Raw genomic sequence first — 15,379 nt, 5'->3', positions numbered from 1 at the left:
CCAGCCGTTTGCCACAATGGACGAGCGTTTGTGCTCGCGTTCACAAACTGTGGACGTCTCCCTCACCGAAGGTGACCTGTGGACATCAAGACCGCCACTGCAATCCGCCGCCTCCGCCTGGTGTCGGCCCCCGAGGCCGTGTCCTTCCTCCTGCTGCTCACCTGCTCGGTGCTGAAGCGGACCACGGACTTCAACGCGGTGCCCGTGATGGGCATGGTCCACGGCGTCCTCTTCATCCTCTACGTCCTCTTCTGGGCCGACGCCTGGAACCGCACCAAGTGGGGCGCGAAGACGGCGGCCCTCTACTTCGTCCTCTCCGTCCTGCCCACCGGCGGCTTCTTCGCCGAGCGCAAGCTCCGGCGCGAGTCCGAGGACGCGGTCATCGCCTCCCGCGCCCGCCAGGAGCAGGAAGGGGCCGTGAAGGCATGATCGTCGCCTTTTCCGTGACGCCCCTGGGTGTCGGCGAGGACGTCGGCGAGTACGTCGCCGACGCCGTCCGCGTCGTCCGCGAGTCGGGCCTGCCCAACCGCACCGACGCGATGTTCACCAGCGTCGAAGGTGAGTGGGACCAGGTCATGGACGTCGTCAAGCGCGCGGTCGCCGCCGTCGAGGCACGCGCCCCGCGCGTCTCCGTAGTCCTCAAGGCGGACATCCGCCCCGGGGTGACCGACGGCCTCACGTCGAAGGTGGAGACGGTCGAGCGGCACTTGGCGCAGTAGCCCCGGCATCGCCGAGCCAGGGTTTCAGGCCCTGCCGCACGACCCGCAGCACCTCGTCCGGGGACAACTCGGGGGCTCGCTCGACCACGACGAGCCCCCACCCGGGCTGACGGACTGCGCCAAGCGTCACCGCGCGTTCGCGCCGCAGGTACGTCACCGCCGACGCGAGGTCGGTCACGCGCGGGCTCACCCCGTACGCGGCGAGCTTTCCGACGTACCGCTCCAGCCACTCCGGCCCTTCCCGCTCGGCGGCACGGGACAGCGCGACCCCGGCGTCCCCGTCGAGGAAGACCACGACCGGACGGACCCGGGCCAGCACACTCGTGAGCCCGGCCGTGAACGCGTCGATCGTCTCCGCGCCGTGCCCCATCGCGAGCAACGTCGGCACGAACGGCACCAGCGCGTCCGCGATCACCACCTCGTCGCCCCGCGCCACGACCGACTCGGCGAAACATGCCGCAGCCGCGGCCAAGGTCTCCAGCCCGACAGCTCCCTTCGCCTCGAACTCCCCGGCCACCGCGGCGAACTGAGGCCGGGTCAGGACCTCCTCCTCGCGGAAGTGATCCACCCGTAGGCCGGCACCGGCGAGCGACCGGGACAACCCGGCGCACAGGGTCGACTTACCCACGCCGGGAGCCGCTCCCCACACCGACACCAGAACCGTCACCGCCAACTCCCCTCCACGGCCCCACTCAACCGTGAGACGACCGCCAGGTCCGGCACCCGGTGCAGGGCGGCGACGACCTGGCCGCTCGCGAACTCCCGTTGCGCGTCGGTGACCTTCGGGTCGATCGCGCACTCGGCCTGGACGTACACGTAGTTCAGGTCGGTCGCGAAAAGCATCGAGAACGACCGCCGACCCCATACGACGGCACGCCCCCCGGCACGCCGATAGGCCCGCGCCACACGCGCGCCCGCCTCAACATCCCCCTCGTTCCCGCCCGACCACACGAACAGGGCGCGGGCCAACTCCCGTTCCGCCGCAGCGGGTCCGGCGTTGTCCCAGTCGAGGAGGACGGGACCGGCCGGGCCGACCAGGACGTTCTGGGGTTGCAGATCGAGATGGGACGTCACCAGGTCGCCGGGGTCGGACGGGGTCACCCAGCGCGCCAACTCCGCGGCGGAGGTGGCGATGAACCGGCCCAGCACGTCCGCCCACGGCAGCCCGGCCCGCCGCACCTTCGCGTGCAGCTCTTCCCACTCGGAGTCCTGCGGGCACCGCTCGTACCAGGAGCTCGGGATCTCGCTCTCGCCCGCTCCCGCCCTGTGCAGCAGCGCCATCGTCCGCCCGAACCAGTCCAGGATGTCCGGATCGGAGGTGTCCGCCGGGGTGCCGTCGATCCAGTCGTACAGCTTGACGTGGGACCCACCGGACGAGCCGGAACCGGGGCCGGGGCCGAGGCGTGACACGTACGCACCGTGCCGGTCGGGCATGAGCCGCGGTGACGCGATGCCCAGGTTCTCGGCGACCTGCCGTAACTCGGCCTCGCGGCGGACCTGCTCCTCGTCGCAGCCGAAGAGGAGCTCCTTGACCGCCCACACGGAGCCGTTGCCGGACAGCTTCCAGATCTGTCCCAGCGCGCCACGGGCGACGGGTGTCATCGTCCACGGGCCGGCTCCGAGCGCGTAGGTCTCCGCGACGAGATCGGCGGTGTCCTGCATGCGAGTACCTCCGGGACGCTGCTGAGGATCATGACCAGCGGCATTCTCCCCGAGCCCGCTCCCCGACCCGTTCCGCCGCCGGGGGCACCCCCCACCCACCTGGACGCACCCAGTTCGACACGCCCTCAATTCTCCACGTGTGTGAGGTTATCGGCCCGGTCGATCTTCGGAACCCGACGGTTCCGGCGGTCCCCGGGCGTCGATCACTCCTCAATCATTGGAGGGAGCTGTGCGGCCGGAGGGCTACGACTACGACACCTACAGCCGGCTGGCCGGGCCGCTCACCGAGCCGTCCGGTGCGTCGTACCAGGTGCAGTACACCTCGCTCCTCTCGCGCGAGCCCCACCGAATACGCGCTGTCCTCCTGATGAGCCTCGCCCCGGTGCTCACCGCCGCCCTGCTCGTCTACCTCGTCCGACCCACCCACTGGGTCGAGCGCGAGGGCGGTCAGGAATGGATGGTCGGGCTCGACATCACGATGCTGATAGCCATCGGCCTCATCGAGCTGTTCATGGTCGTCAACGTCGCCTCCGTCGCCCACGCCACGCTGGTCGCCCGCGACCCCATCCCCGTCGTCCCCGAGGCCGGCACTCGCGTCGCCTTCCTCACTACGTACGTCCCGGGCAAGGAACCTCTGTCCATGGTTCGCGCCACCCTCGAAGGCGCGGTCGGGGTCACGCATACCGGGCCCGTCGACGTCTGGCTTCTCGATGAGGGGGACGACGAGCAAGCCAAGGCGCTGTGCGCCGAGTTGGGCGGCGGACGCCGTCGCCGCCCGGATCACCGGGCCGGGGTCGAGCCCGCCGGCCGGCCGCAGCGCGGTCGGCTGGTCGGCGATCCGCTTCAGCAGGGTGGCGTCGTGCTTGCGGCCCTCCCGCTCCCACATCTGGATCTGCTCGGCCGCCGGGCTCGCCGGGTCGACCCAGAAGGACGTGGCGTGTGCCGGGTCCTTGGACCGGGCACCGGCGACGGAGGCCTCGTCGACGTCGGCGGCGGACGAACAGCCCACCGCGAGCCCGAACACCGAGAGCACCGCGAACGTGCGGATCAGCCGGGACACGCCGCTCCCTTGCGCGAGGGGACATCAAGTGACGATTCGTCGGCGATTGTGAACGATCCGTCACCGCACCGGGCCCTGGCGCGTCGGGCGGTGGTCGTGTGAGGCCGGCGCGGATTCCCAAGGGTGTGCGTTCGCGGACTCGGTCGGGCTCTGGTCCGTCGGTCAGCCGCCGCCCGCGGCCAGCGCGATCCCCAGCGGGGTCCGCTCGTAGAGCACCTGATGGCCGTAGCGCCGCGCCGTGAGCAGGCCCGCGTCGCGCAGCACCGTCAGATGTGCGGACACCGACGAGGGCGCGAGACGGAGGCGGTGGGCGAGGGCGGTCGTGGAGGCCGGTTCGTCGAGCGCGGTCAGCACGGTGGCCCGGCCGCGTCCCAGCAGTCGTAGCAGCGCGTCGGGGGTGTGGTCGGCGGGCTCGGACCACAGGGCGCCGATGCCCCGGGCCGGGTAGGCCAGGGTCGGCTGCCAGGGGTGCTCGAAGGTGCTGACCACGTTCGGCCAGATGAAGACGCTCGGCAGCAGCACCAGGCCCTGACCGCCGAGATGACGCTCGTGCTCGCCCCGGAAGTCCACGGTCAGCGTTCCCGCGTCCCAGGCGCAGTACCGGCTGATCTCCGGGAGCAGTACGCCCAGCCCGACCTCGGCGAGCCGGCGCGAGTGGAAGGCGATGTCCGCCTCCAGCAGGGCGCGCAGCCGGGGCCAGTCCGGCGCGACCAGGGTGTGCCAGACGGCCTCCATCGCATCGGCCAACTCCTCGATCATGCGGGCGGGTTCACGCAGCCAGGCCCGGCCGCGCGCGGACTCCAGCGCGCCCGGGGTGTCCGCCAGCGACCTGGCCGTGTCCTCCCGGGCCTCGGCCGGATCGGCCGCGCGCACTGCGGCGATCTCCTGCTCGAAGGTGGCCGCCGGACCGATCGGCGGCGGGCACAGCCAGTCGGGACAGTGCCCGGGCTGCGGCATCAGCAGCCACAGCGGCCCGAGATCGAGACCGGCCACCGCCGCACCGGTCCGCCGCAGCCAGTCCGCGTGATACCCGTGCCGTTCCGGCCGCTTCAGTGTGCGCACGACCTCCTGCGTCTCCCAGAGCGGCGACACGGCGAACCGGCACCTGAGGAAGTCGTCCTCCCCGAAATACAGCCGCGACGGCATGCCCCACCTCCAAAGAAGCCGGCCAGAAGATTCGGCCCTGTCCGAAACTCTAGGGCGCCGGGCCGCCGCCGAGCACGCTGCTGCCCATGCTCCAAGCCCCGCCCGCGCCGCCCACCGGCTACCGCCGCGTCCTCGCCGTCCCCGAGTTCCGCGTCGTCTTCGCCGCACACGCGCTGTCCCTGCTCGGCGTGATCGTCACCGAGATCGCGCTCTCCGTACTCGTCTACGACCTCACCGGCTCGCCCCTGATGAGCGCGCTCGCGTTCGCGGTGGGCTTCCTGCCGTATCTCATCGGCGGGACGCTCCTCGCCGGGGTCGCCGACCGCTACCCGGCCCGACGCGTGCTCGTGGTCTGCGACCTGGTGTGCGCGGGCTGTGTCGCGGCGATGGTCGCGCCGGGCACCGGCATCGCCGTACTGCTGCTGCTCCGCTGCGCCCTCGCCGTCGTCTCACCGGTGTTCGCGGGCACCAGGATGGCGACGCTCGCCGACATCCTCGGCGACGGCGACCTCTTCGTGCTCGGCCGCTCGCTGCTGCGGATCGTGTCGCAGAGCGCGCTGCTCGTCGGCTACGGACTCGGCGGCCTGCTGCTCACCGTGGTCTCGCCGCGCCACGCGCTGCTGATCACCGTGGGCACTTTTCTCACCTCCGCCGCCCTGCTGCGCCTCGGCACCCGGCGCCGCCCCGCCAGGGCGAGCGGCGGGGGCGCCCTGCTGGCCGACTCTCTCAAGGGCGCCCGGCAGGTCCTCGCGAACCGCCGGGTACGGGCGCTGCTCCTGCTGTTCTGGCTGCCCGCGATGTTCTCCGTAGCCCCGGAGGCCCTGGCCGCCCCGTACGCGGCCGAACTCGGCGCCGGTTCGACCGGGCTCGGGCTGCTGATGTGCGCCCTGCCCGTCGGCACGATCGCCGGCGAGCTGTACGCCGGCTCCCGGCTGCGCCCCGCCGCCCGGGAACGGATCGCCCTCCCGCTGGTCTGCTGCACCCTCCTGCCCTACCTCGCCTACGCCGGCCGGCCGGGCCTCGCGCTCTCCCTGGCGCTGCTGGCGGTCGCGGGCGCCGGGTCCGCGTACACGCTCGGCCTCGACCAGTGGTTCGTACGGGACGTGCCCCAGGAACTGCGCGGCCGGGCCATGACCCTGCTCACCGCCGGGCTGATGACCATCCAGGGCGTGGGCATGGCCCTGGCCGGTGTGGCCGCCGAGTTCGCCGGGGTGCGCGGGGCGGTCGTGGGTGCCGGGGCGCTCGGCACGGTGTGCTGCGCACTGCTCGCCGTGGAGGCCCGCAGGACCGCCGGGGGACCGAAAGACGAGACGGGGCTGACCACGATGTGACCGGCCGGTAAGGTCTGGTGACGTGCCGAAGCCGCTCAGTCTCCCTTTCGACCCCATCGCCCGTGCCGACGAACACTGGAAGCAGCGCTGGGGAAACGTACCGTCGATGGCCGCCATCACCTCGATCATGCGAGCACAGCAGATCCTGCTCGCCGAGGTCGACGCGGTCGTCAAACCGTACGGGCTGACCTTCGCGCGGTACGAGGCGCTGGTGCTGCTCACCTTCTCCAAGGCGGGTGAGCTGCCGATGTCGAAGATCGGCGAGCGGCTCATGGTGCATCCCACGTCCGTCACCAACACCGTGGACCGGCTGGTCAGATCAGGGCTCGTCGACAAGCGCCCGAACCCCAACGACGGCCGCGGCACCCTCGCCTCCATCACCGACAAGGGCCGCGAGGTCTGCGACGCGGCGACCCGCGACCTGATGGAGATGGACTTCGGGCTCAGCGCCTACGACGCGGAGGAGTGCGCGGAGATCTTCGCGATGCTGCGGCCGCTCAGGGTCGCGGCGGCGGACTTCGAAGAGGACTGACCCGGGCAAAGGACGAGGACTGACCCGGGGAAAGATCGCCCGGAACCGGTCGTTACGCTCGTCCTCATGAAAAAGAGCGTGCTGACCCGCTACCGCGTCATGGCGTACGTCACGGGTGTCCTGCTGGTCCTGCTGTGCCTCAGCATGATCGCCAAGTACCTCCTCAAGATCGACGGCGCCGGCAGCTTCACCGAGGTCGTCGCCATCGCGCACGGCTGGCTGTACGTCGTGTACCTGCTCTTCGCGTTCGATCTGGGCTCCAAGGCGAAGTGGCCGGTCGGCAAGCAGCTCTGGGTGCTGCTCGCGGGGACCATCCCGACCGCCGCGTTCTTCGTGGAGCGGAAGATCAGCCACGAGCTGGAGTCGAAGATCGTCGAGCCGACTCCGGTCGCCGCCAAGGCGTAGGCCCCACCACCTTCACCGCCGTACGGGTCGCGTACGGCGGTTGCCCATCGACATTTACTAGGACGTCCTAGTAAATTCGAAGCATGGACGCTGACGCCATCGCAGAGGGCCGCCGACGCTGGCAGGCCCGGTTCGACGCCGCACGCAAGCGTGAGGCCGACTTCACCACGCTCTCCGGGGACCCGGTCGAGCCGGTGTACGGGCCACGCCCCGGGGACAGGTACGACGGCTTCGAGCGGATCGGATGGCCCGGCGAGTACCCCTACACGCGCGGGCTGCACGCCACGGGCTACCGGGGGCGGACCTGGACGATCCGGCAGTTCGCCGGGTTCGGCAACGCCGAGCAGACCAACGAGCGGTACAAGAAGATCCTGGCCAACGGCGGCGGCGGACTCTCCGTCGCCTTCGACATGCCGACCCTCATGGGCCGAGACTCCGACGACCCGCGTTCCCTCGGCGAGGTCGGGCACTGCGGGGTCGCCATCGACTCCGCCGCCGACATGGAGGCCCTCTTCAAGGACATCCCGCTGGGCGACGTGACGACCTCGATGACCATCAGCGGGCCCGCCGTCCCCGTCTTCTGCATGTACCTGGTCGCCGCCGAACGCCAGGGCATCGACCCCGCCGTCCTCAACGGCACGCTCCAGACGGACATCTTCAAGGAGTACATCGCCCAGAAGGAGTGGCTCTTCCAGCCCGAGCCGCACCTGCGCCTCATCGGCGACCTCATGGAGTACTGCGCGACCGGCATCCCCGCCTACAAGCCGCTGTCCGTCTCCGGCTACCACATCCGCGAGGCCGGCTCCACGGCCGCGCAGGAGCTGGCGTACACGCTGGCCGACGGCTTCGGGTACGTCGAACTCGGCCTGTCCCGGGGCCTCGACGTGGACGTCTTCGCGCCCGGCCTGTCCTTCTTCTTCGACGCGCACGTCGACTTCTTCGAGGAGATCGCCAAGTTCCGCGCGGCGCGCAGGATTTGGGCCCGCTGGATGCGGGACGTCTACGGCGCGGAGTCCGAGAAGGCGCAGTGGCTGCGCTTCCACACCCAGACCGCCGGCGTCTCGCTGACCGCGCAGCAGCCGTACAACAACGTCGTCCGTACGGCAGTCGAGGCCCTTGCCGCGGTTCTCGGCGGGACCAACTCGCTGCACACCAACGCCCTGGACGAGACGCTGGCGCTGCCGAGTGAGCAGGCCGCGGAGATCGCGCTGCGCACGCAGCAGGTGCTGATGGAGGAGACCGGGGTCGCCAACGTGGCGGATCCGCTGGGCGGTTCGTGGTACGTCGAGCAGCTCACCGACCGGATCGAGGCGGACGCCGAGAAGATCTTCGAGCAGATCAGGGAGCGCGGGCTGCGGGCCCACCCGGACGGACAGCACCCGATCGGGCCGATCACCTCCGGCATCCTGCGCGGCATCGAGGACGGCTGGTTCACCGGCGAGATCGCAGAGGCTGCGTTCCAGTACCAGCGGTCCGTGGAGAAGGGCGACAAGCGGGTCGTGGGTGTCAATGTGCATCACGGGTCGGTCACCGGGGACCTGGAGATTCTGCGGGTCAGCCACGAGGTGGAGCGGGAGCAGGTCCGGGAGTTGGGGGCGCGGAAGGGAGCGCGGGACGAGGGGGCCGTAGCGGCGGCTCTGGACGCGATGCTCGCCGCCGCGCGGGACGGGTCGAACATGATCGGGCCGATGCTGGACGCGGCGCGGGCCGAGGCGACGCTGGGCGAGATCTGTGGGGTGCTGCGGGAGGAGTGGGGCGTCTACACGGAGCCCGCCGGGTTCTAGAGCGGAGGTGTCTGGGTCCCGCTGAGCGAGGTCAGGCCGAGCAGCAGGACCTGGGTGAAGCTGTGGACCCAGTCCTCGTCGGCGGGTTCCGCGCTGACCAGGGTGCGGTGGACGACCGCGCCGGCGACCACGTCGAAGATCAGGTCGGCGGTGCGCGCGGCCTCCAGCGGGTCTGATTCGGGGGGCAGTTCGCCGCGTGCCTGGGCGCGGGCCCTGCCCTCGACGACCAGGCACTTCTGCCGGTCGACGATCGATTCGCGGATGCGTTCGCGCAGGGCGTCGTCGCGGACGGACTCGGCGACCACCGCCATCAGTCCGCTCTTGGCCTCCGGGCGGGCCAGGATCGCCGCGAACTGGAGGACGACGCCCTCGATGTCGGCGGCCAGGGTGCCCCGGTCGGGCAGTTCCAGCTCGTCGAAGAGTTCGGCGACGGCGTCGACGACGAGTTCGTTCTTGCCTGCCCAGCGGCGGTAGAGGGTCGTTTTCGCAACCCCGGCGCGGGTCGCCACGTCTCCCAACGTGAGCTTGGACCAGCCGAGTTCGACCAGGGCCTCCCGGGTGGCCGCGAGGATCGCGGTGTCCGCGGTGGTGCTGCGGGGGCGGCCCGCCGCGCGTGGGAGGGGAGTGCGGCTCTGCATCCCCCGACCATAACCGGCGGTTCCTGTGGTGCAGTGAGGGAGATCACCGGGTATCCCTTTCCGCGAGGCACCCGGCACCATTACGCTACGACTCGTAGCGAAACCACGGGCGCGGGTGGGGACCCGACGCCGAACAGCACCTGCCGAACAGCACTGACCGGACCGGCTTTCACAACGCTTTTCCTTCACACGGGCGGACGGGGGAGGATAGACGCATGCAGCCACGGAACATGTCCATGAGCGGAGTCGTCGACCTCGCCGCGGTGAAGGCGGCCCAGGAGGCCAAGGCCAAGGCGGAGCAGGCGCGCGCCGAATCCGCCAGGCAGGGCGGTGGCGGAGCCGTCTCGCCGGCCGATCTTGTGATCGACGTAGATGAGGCGGGCTTCGAGAGCGAGGTCCTGCAGCGGTCCACCGAGGTCCCGGTCGTCATCGACTTCTGGGCCGAGTGGTGCGAGCCGTGCAAGCAGCTGAGCCCGATCCTGGAGCGGCTCGCCCTCGACTACAGCGGCCGCTTCGTCCTCGCCAGGATCGACGTCGACGCCAATCAGATGCTGATGCAGCAGTTCGGGGTGCAGGGCATCCCGGCCGTCTTCGCGGTGGTCGCCGGCCAGGCGCTGCCGCTCTTCCAGGGGGCCGCCGCCGAACCGCAGATCCGCCAGACCCTCGACCAGTTGATCCAGGTCGCCGAGCAGCGCTTCGGTCTCACCGGGCTGGACGTCGACCCGGACGCCGTCCCGGGGGAGCGGCCCGAGGCCGCGGCCGAGATGCCGGCCGGCCCCTACGACGGCCTGCTGGAAGCCGCCGTACAGGCCCTGGACGCGGGGGACTTCGGCGGGGCCGTACAGGCCTACAAGAACGTGCTGAGCGACGACCCGGCCAACTCGGAGGCCAAGCTCGGGCTCGCGCAGGCCGAGTTGCTGCAGCGGGTGTCGACGCTCGACCCGCAGCAGGTGCGCACGGAGGCCGCCGCGAAGCCGGGTGACGTGCCGGCGCAGATCGCCGCCGCCGACCTGGATCTGGTGGGCGGTCATGTCGAGGACGCGTTCGGCCGGTTGATCGACACCGTGCGGCGCACGGTGGGTGACGACCGGGACACCGTACGGGTGCGGCTGCTGGAGCTGTTCGAGGTCGTCGGGGGCGACGACCCGAGGGTGACGGCGGCCCGGCGGGCACTGGCGCGGGCGCTGTTCTGAGCGGGGTCCGAGGCCGGTTCTGACCAGTCGGTAAACCTCGGGAACGGTGTTGCCGGTGTGAAAGATTTGCCGACGGAGTGTCACTGCGACCGCGCTTTACCAAATCTTGGTAATCGCGGTCGCTGTTACTTGGAGTAAGCCGAGGCCGTTGTTCTGTCGGATTCCGTCCGAAGATCAACGGTTTTGTTCTGGCCCACAATGACACCCAGCGTCGTCGGCCGATACCGGCGGGTCGTTGTTCGGTTATCCGGTCGTTACTACCCAGTAACGAAGCCCCTTGTGCGGGCGGCGAGAATGCACCACGATCGGCGACGCTCGGTCCGTTTCCGTACCCCGACAGCCGGTCGGGGCGACGGGGTCTCCTGGGTCCCCACCGAGTAGAGCCGGAAACAATGGAGCCGGCTCTTGGGCAGGGGGGTCTTCGCCGCACGGCGGAGCCTGTCCAGCAAGGTTGTGCGTGATGTGCGTCAGGCGCGACCAGTGGTTGTCGCTCGGGGGTGATCGCCGGTGATCGGTGCGCGGGTTCGCGCCTCCGGGTACAGGCGCTCCCCTTCCCGAGGACGTAGCACTTCTCCCATCCCTGCCCGGCTGAGCCGCCATCTGGGGGCAGTCAGGGCCAGGAGATGTACGTCCGAGAAGGAGGAAATATGGAGTCCCAGGTGCGTGGCGGGACGAGATGGAAGCGCTTCGCTGTGGTCATGGTGCCCAGCGTCGCCGCTACGGCGTGTATAGGTGTCGCCCTCGCGCAGGGCGCTCTCGCCGCGTCATTCAGTGTTTCGGGTCAGTCGTTCAAGGTGACGGCGGACGAGCTCAACGGCACGGGCTTCACGCAGTACGGAGCCCTGGACTCGGGCTACAACCTGGACGGCAGCAAGACGGCTCACCCCGTCGCCGTCTCGGCGTTCAAGTCCGCCTCGATCACCAACATGTGCCAGTCGGTGGTCACCCCGAACATCCCGATCTTCGGATCGGTCAGCCTCGTGCTGAAGGCGGGCGGCGACGGTACGCCGGTCCAGGCCGAGAACCTGTACATCGACGTCCAGGACCTCAGCGCCGATGCGGTGTTCCACAACATCGACATCGGTGTGGCCGCGGGCAACGCGACCAAGGGTCCGGGCATGAAGGGCGGCAGCGAGGCTGCCAACCCGTACGGATTCGCCCAGCAGGCCGAGTCGGCCACGCTGACCAACGTGAAGCAGACGGCGTGGGCCACCACTGCCGGAACCTTCAAGCTCAGCGGGCTGAAGATGTCGGTGTCGACGGGCACCCACGAGTGCTACTAGGCACGTGACGGCGGGCGGGGGAGCCGATGGCGCCCCCGCCCGTCCATCTTCCACCCGCACCTTCACACGAGGTGCAACTCTCCAACACAGCAAAGCCGTACCAGGGAGCTGTTTTCCATGAGCGCCGAGACTCCTGCCGCACCCGGTCAGTTCACCCGCCGGAGGCTGCAGTTCCGCGCCTGGCGTGGCACGAGGCCGTTCTGGGCCGGTCTGTTCGTCATGTTCGGCGGACTCCCGATCGCCTACTTCCCGTACGCGCATCTCCAGATCGGGCATCTGACGCTGGCGATGGCCACCACCGCGGGCGCCGGGTCCCTGATCATCGGCGTGCTGCTCGTCGTCCTGGGCTTCAGCCTCTGGTTCCAGAAGCACGTGCGCACCTTCGCGGGTGTCGCGGCGATTCTGCTGGCGCTGGTGTCCATCCCCGTGTCCAACCTCGGCGGCTTCCTCATCGGCTTCCTCCTCGCCATGGTCGGCGGGGCGCTGGCCGTGTCGTGGGCGCCGGGCGCACCGCCGGAGCCGCAGGCGGTACCCGAGGACACGCAGGGAGAGGGCGGCGCACCCGCAGCCGCGCCGTACGAGGCCGCGCCCCACGAGTCCGCGTCGTACTACGACGCCGCGCCTCACGAGTCAGCACCGCACGAGTCCGCCGACGGCGCGGACGAGCCCAAGGATCTGTACGGAACTAGCCCGGTGAGCAACGGGGCGAACGGGAGGCACAGTGCCGGCTGACGAGGTGACCCACGGGACTGATGTGGACGCATCCCGTGTGAGAACCGGGCCGCGGCACGCGGCGCCCAAGAAGCCGCTGTTCACCAGGCTCCACATGCCCGCCGGCAAGGCGATAGCCACGGTGGCGATGCCGACCGCCGTCATCATGGGGATGGGCTTCACGTCGTCCCTCGCGCTCGCCGACAACGGCTCGACGACCTCGCCGTCGTCGAAGAGCCTGACGGCCGACGAGTACAAGGACTGCGTCTCGGCTCTCGCCGAGTCGACGTCGAGCGCCTCGGCCACGCCGTCCGCGTCCGCGAGCGAGTCCTCGGACTCGTCCAAGGACAACGCGACACCGTCGGCCACGGCGACGGACTCCGCCACGAAGGACTCGGGCAAGACGTCTTCGTCGGATTCAGGTTCCGACGACACGGCCACGCCCACGCCGTCCGCCACGGCGAGCAAGTCGACCGACACGAGCGGTTCGTCGGGCAGCACCGCCACCGCGACGCCCTCGGCGTCCGCGAGCAGCGGCAACCTGCTGGACACCATCGGCGACGCCATCACCGGCATCCTCACCGGCGGTTCGTCGAGTTCGGACTCCACGGCGACCGCCACGCCGACGCCGACCGCGTCCGCCTCGACGAGTTCCGACGACGGCTCCTCCAGCGCGTCCGACACCGTCAAGGACACCACCAAGAAGGTCACCGACACGGTCGACGACACCGTGAAGGACGCCACCAGCACGGCGACCAAGGCGGCCGACGAGGCCACCAAGGCGGCCGAGGACACGGCCACGGCCACCCCGAGCCCGTCCGCGAGCGCGAGTGCCGACACCTCGGACTGCCCGGTCGCCACGGACGACACCAGCGGCGTCGACAACAAGATCCTGGTGCCCGACGACCCCTGGTACCTGAACGCCAGCTCGCTGCTGCTCAAGGGCGCCGACTACCAGGGCGTCGTCGAGGTGAAGACCGCCAGCGGCAAGGTCAAGAAGGTCCTGAAGTACGTCATCTCGGGCGGGACCGACATCGGCGACCTGCACCAGACGGTGAACGACAAGCAGTCCGGCAAGACGTACCACGTGAAGGCGGCCTCCGGTTCGACGTCCACGATCCGCGACGGCGACACCGTGATGTACACGGAGTCCATCTCGGGCAACCTGTTCGGTCTGATCCCGATCACGTTCGACCCGGACAACCCGCCTCCGCTGAACATCCCGCTGATCTACTTCACCAACGTGAAGGTGGTCCAGGCAGGCCAGTTCGGCGGCACGCTGACCGTCCCGGGGCTGCAGAGCTACCAGGACTGAGCGTCCCCACAAGCCCGTTCGGGAGCCGCGCACGAACTGAGGGCGCCCCCTGTCACAGGGGGCGCCCTCAGCGCCGTACAAGAGCCTTCAGCGGTACGTCAGTTGCCCTCGCCGCCGCCGAGGTGGTGGACGCGGAGCATGTTCGTGGTGCCCGCGACGCCGGGGGGCGAGCCGGCGGTGATGATGACGGTCTCGCCCGGGTTGAAGCGGTTGATCTTGGCGATCTCGCCGTCGACCATGTCGACCATCTCGTCCGTGCTGTTGACGAACGGCACCACGTGCGACTCCACACCCCAGCTGAGCGTCAGCTGGTTGCGGGTGCCCTCGTCGGTGGTGAAGGCGACGATCGGCTGGGCGGCACGGTAGCGGGACAGCCGGCGGGCGGTGTCACCGGACTGCGTGAACGCCACCAGGGCCCGGCCGCCGAGGAAGTCGGCGATCTCGCATGCGGCACGCGCGATCGAACCGCCCTGCGTACGCGGCTTCTTGCCCGGCACGAGCGGCTGCAGGCCCTTGCTGAGCAGCTCCTCCTCGGCCGCCTGGACGATCTTCGACATCGTCTGCACGGTCTCGATCGGATAGGCGCCCACCGAGGACTCGGCGGACAGCATGACCGCGTCCGCGCCGTCCAGGATCGCGTTGGCCACGTCGGAGGCCTCGGCGCGCGTGGGGCGGGAGTTGGTGATCATCGACTCCATCATCTGGGTCGCCACGATCACCGGCTTGGCGTTGCGCCGGCACAGCTCCACCAGGCGCTTCTGCACCATCGGGACCTTCTCCAGCGGATACTCCACGGCGAGGTCGCCACGGGCCACCATCACCGCGTCGAAGGCCGCGACCACGGCCTCCATGTTGGCGACCGCCTGCGGCTTCTCCACCTTGGCGATGACGGGGACCCGGCGGCCCTCCTCGTCCATCACCTTGTGGACGTCGTACACGTCGCCCGCGTCGCGCACGAAGGACAGGGCGACCATGTCGCAGCCCATCCGCAGCGCGAAGCGCAGGTCCTCGACGTCCTTCTCGGACAGCGCGGGCACGTTCACGGCCGCGCCGGGCAGGTTGATGCCCTTGTGGTCGGAGATGACGCCGCCCTCGATGACGATCGTCTTCACCCGCGGGCCCTCGACGCTCAGCACCTTCAGCTCGACGTTGCCGTCGTTGATCAGGATCTGGTCGCCGCGGGAGACGTCACCGGGCAGGCCCTTGTACGTCGTACCGCAGATGGTCTTGTCGCCCGGGACGTCCTCGGTGGTGATCGTGAACTCGTCACCGCGCACCAGCTCGACGGGACCCTCGGCGAAGGTCTCCAGGCGGATCTTCGGGCCCTGCAGGTCGGCGAGGACGCCGATGGCACGGCCGGTCTCCTTGGCCGCGGCACGGACGCGGTCGTACCGCCCCTGGTGCTCGGCGTGGGTACCGTGGCTGAAATTGAAGCGGGCCACATTCATGCCGGCCTCGATCAGCGACACCAACTGCTCGTGGGAGTCGACCGCGGGGCCGAGAGTACAGACGATTTTCGAACGGCGCATGGGACGATCCTATCGGTTTGTTTCGCTACGGAATATTCCGTCTGGCGGAAGATACAAATGGGCGGGCATGC

At 69.9% G+C, this 15,379-nt stretch carries 15 protein-coding genes and 1 pseudogene; 11 read left to right on the top strand and 5 right to left on the bottom strand.

Annotated elements, in window-relative coordinates:
• The first annotated feature begins 78 nt into the window (after positions 1-78).
• Both OH768_RS17125 and OH768_RS17120 read left to right on the top strand, forming a co-directional pair.
• Positions 79-429 carry a DUF3817 domain-containing protein gene (locus OH768_RS17125; RefSeq protein ID WP_406454535.1) on the top strand — a complete coding sequence of 117 codons (351 nt, stop codon included), beginning with the start codon at positions 79-81 and terminating at the stop codon, positions 427-429.
• Entirely contained in the window at positions 426-719 is a 294-nt protein-coding gene (locus OH768_RS17120) for an MTH1187 family thiamine-binding protein (RefSeq protein ID WP_406454533.1), read from the top strand. Before OH768_RS17125 ends, OH768_RS17120 begins: the two co-directional genes overlap by 4 nt.
• Here the strand turns inward: OH768_RS17120 and OH768_RS17115 are convergent.
• Positions 676-1,386, bottom strand: a complete 711-nt coding sequence (locus OH768_RS17115) for a hypothetical protein (protein ID WP_406454532.1) — start codon at positions 1,384-1,386, stop codon at positions 676-678. The two genes, OH768_RS17120 and OH768_RS17115, sit on opposite strands and share 44 nt — an antisense overlap.
• Positions 1,383-2,381: a phosphotransferase gene (locus OH768_RS17110; RefSeq protein WP_406454530.1), complete on the bottom strand. Its 999-nt coding sequence runs from the start codon at positions 2,379-2,381 to the stop codon at positions 1,383-1,385. Before OH768_RS17110 ends, OH768_RS17115 begins: the two co-directional genes overlap by 4 nt.
• Before the next feature lie 229 nt (positions 2,382-2,610).
• On the opposite strand from OH768_RS17110, the pseudogene OH768_RS17105 reads away from it, so the two are divergent.
• Positions 2,611-3,138 (top strand): annotated as a pseudogene (locus OH768_RS17105) (glycosyl transferase); the annotation flags it as partial.
• 465 nt (positions 3,139-3,603) lie between these two features.
• Here the strand turns inward: OH768_RS17105 and OH768_RS17100 are convergent.
• Positions 3,604-4,587, bottom strand: a complete 984-nt coding sequence (locus OH768_RS17100) for a DUF5937 family protein (protein WP_406454528.1) — start codon at positions 4,585-4,587, stop codon at positions 3,604-3,606.
• Between the two features lie 86 nt (positions 4,588-4,673).
• Here OH768_RS17100 and OH768_RS17095 point away from each other — a divergent pair, with 86 nt between their 5' ends.
• The 4 genes from OH768_RS17095 (at position 4,674) to OH768_RS17080 (ending at position 8,639) form a co-directional block, all read left to right on the top strand.
• Positions 4,674-5,918 carry an MFS transporter gene (locus tag OH768_RS17095; RefSeq protein WP_406454526.1) on the top strand — a complete coding sequence of 415 codons (1,245 nt, stop codon included), beginning with the start codon at positions 4,674-4,676 and terminating at the stop codon, positions 5,916-5,918.
• Between the two features lie 22 nt (positions 5,919-5,940).
• Positions 5,941-6,450, top strand: coding sequence for a MarR family transcriptional regulator (locus tag OH768_RS17090; RefSeq protein ID WP_362981843.1), 510 nt, complete (start codon positions 5,941-5,943; stop codon positions 6,448-6,450).
• 66 nt (positions 6,451-6,516) lie between these two features.
• On the top strand, positions 6,517-6,855 hold the full coding sequence (locus OH768_RS17085) for a DUF3817 domain-containing protein (protein WP_200715382.1): 339 nt from the start codon (positions 6,517-6,519) through the stop codon (positions 6,853-6,855).
• 83 nt (positions 6,856-6,938) lie between these two features.
• The gene (locus tag OH768_RS17080; protein WP_406454523.1) at positions 6,939-8,639 is read left to right on the top strand and encodes a methylmalonyl-CoA mutase; all 1,701 of its coding nucleotides are present in this window, start codon (positions 6,939-6,941) and stop codon (positions 8,637-8,639) included.
• On the opposite strand, the gene OH768_RS17075 is transcribed toward OH768_RS17080, so the two are convergent.
• Complete coding sequence (locus tag OH768_RS17075; RefSeq protein ID WP_406454521.1) at positions 8,636-9,277, bottom strand: TetR/AcrR family transcriptional regulator; 642 nt, start codon at positions 9,275-9,277, stop codon at positions 8,636-8,638. The two genes, OH768_RS17080 and OH768_RS17075, sit on opposite strands and share 4 nt — an antisense overlap.
• A 215-nt stretch (positions 9,278-9,492) precedes the next feature.
• On the opposite strand from OH768_RS17075, the gene OH768_RS17070 reads away from it, so the two are divergent.
• The 4 genes from OH768_RS17070 (at position 9,493) to OH768_RS17055 (ending at position 13,779) form a co-directional block, all read left to right on the top strand.
• Positions 9,493-10,470 (top strand): tetratricopeptide repeat protein, encoded by a 978-nt coding sequence (locus OH768_RS17070; protein WP_406454519.1) that lies wholly within the window; start codon positions 9,493-9,495, stop codon positions 10,468-10,470.
• A gap of 647 nt (positions 10,471-11,117) precedes the next feature.
• A complete protein-coding gene (locus OH768_RS17065) occupies positions 11,118-11,753 on the top strand; it encodes a DUF6230 family protein (RefSeq protein WP_388105177.1) in 636 nt (211 codons plus the stop codon).
• A 117-nt stretch (positions 11,754-11,870) separates the two neighbouring features.
• The gene (locus tag OH768_RS17060) at positions 11,871-12,485 is read left to right on the top strand and encodes a DUF6114 domain-containing protein (protein WP_406454517.1); all 615 of its coding nucleotides are present in this window, start codon (positions 11,871-11,873) and stop codon (positions 12,483-12,485) included.
• Complete coding sequence (locus OH768_RS17055; protein WP_406454515.1) at positions 12,475-13,779, top strand: hypothetical protein; 1,305 nt, start codon at positions 12,475-12,477, stop codon at positions 13,777-13,779. The genes OH768_RS17060 and OH768_RS17055 overlap by 11 nt, the downstream gene beginning before the upstream one ends.
• Before the next feature lie 98 nt (positions 13,780-13,877).
• Here the strand turns inward: OH768_RS17055 and pyk are convergent, their stop codons facing one another.
• Complete coding sequence (gene pyk, locus OH768_RS17050) at positions 13,878-15,308, bottom strand: pyruvate kinase (RefSeq protein WP_400984345.1); 1,431 nt, start codon at positions 15,306-15,308, stop codon at positions 13,878-13,880.
• Positions 15,309-15,379 lie beyond the last annotated feature (71 nt).

It is taken from the genome of Streptomyces sp. NBC_01622, assembly GCF_045209635.1.
GTDB lineage: Bacteria > Actinomycetota > Actinomycetes > Streptomycetales > Streptomycetaceae > Streptomyces.
Note: the sequence above shows the minus strand (reverse complement) of the source record. Positions and strands in the feature narration are given on the sequence as shown.

Excerpts from the sequence above, each read along its gene's own strand:
- OH768_RS17120 (WP_406454533.1), top strand. The coding sequence starts at position 426 with ATGATCGTCGCCTTTTCCGTGACGCCCCTGGGTGTCGGCGAGGACGTC.
- OH768_RS17110 (WP_406454530.1), bottom strand. The coding sequence starts at position 2,381 with ATGCAGGACACCGCCGATCTCGTCGCGGAGACCTACGCGCTCGGAGCC.
- OH768_RS17100 (WP_406454528.1), bottom strand. The coding sequence starts at position 4,587 with ATGCCGTCGCGGCTGTATTTCGGGGAGGACGACTTCCTCAGGTGCCGG.
- OH768_RS17095 (WP_406454526.1), top strand. The coding sequence starts at position 4,674 with ATGCTCCAAGCCCCGCCCGCGCCGCCCACCGGCTACCGCCGCGTCCTC.
- OH768_RS17085 (WP_200715382.1), top strand. The coding sequence starts at position 6,517 with ATGAAAAAGAGCGTGCTGACCCGCTACCGCGTCATGGCGTACGTCACG.
- OH768_RS17080 (WP_406454523.1), top strand. The coding sequence starts at position 6,939 with ATGGACGCTGACGCCATCGCAGAGGGCCGCCGACGCTGGCAGGCCCGG.
- OH768_RS17075 (WP_406454521.1), bottom strand. The coding sequence starts at position 9,277 with ATGCAGAGCCGCACTCCCCTCCCACGCGCGGCGGGCCGCCCCCGCAGC.
- OH768_RS17070 (WP_406454519.1), top strand. The coding sequence starts at position 9,493 with ATGCAGCCACGGAACATGTCCATGAGCGGAGTCGTCGACCTCGCCGCG.
- OH768_RS17065 (WP_388105177.1), top strand. The coding sequence starts at position 11,118 with ATGGAGTCCCAGGTGCGTGGCGGGACGAGATGGAAGCGCTTCGCTGTG.
- OH768_RS17060 (WP_406454517.1), top strand. The coding sequence starts at position 11,871 with ATGAGCGCCGAGACTCCTGCCGCACCCGGTCAGTTCACCCGCCGGAGG.
- pyk (WP_400984345.1), bottom strand. The coding sequence starts at position 15,308 with ATGCGCCGTTCGAAAATCGTCTGTACTCTCGGCCCCGCGGTCGACTCC.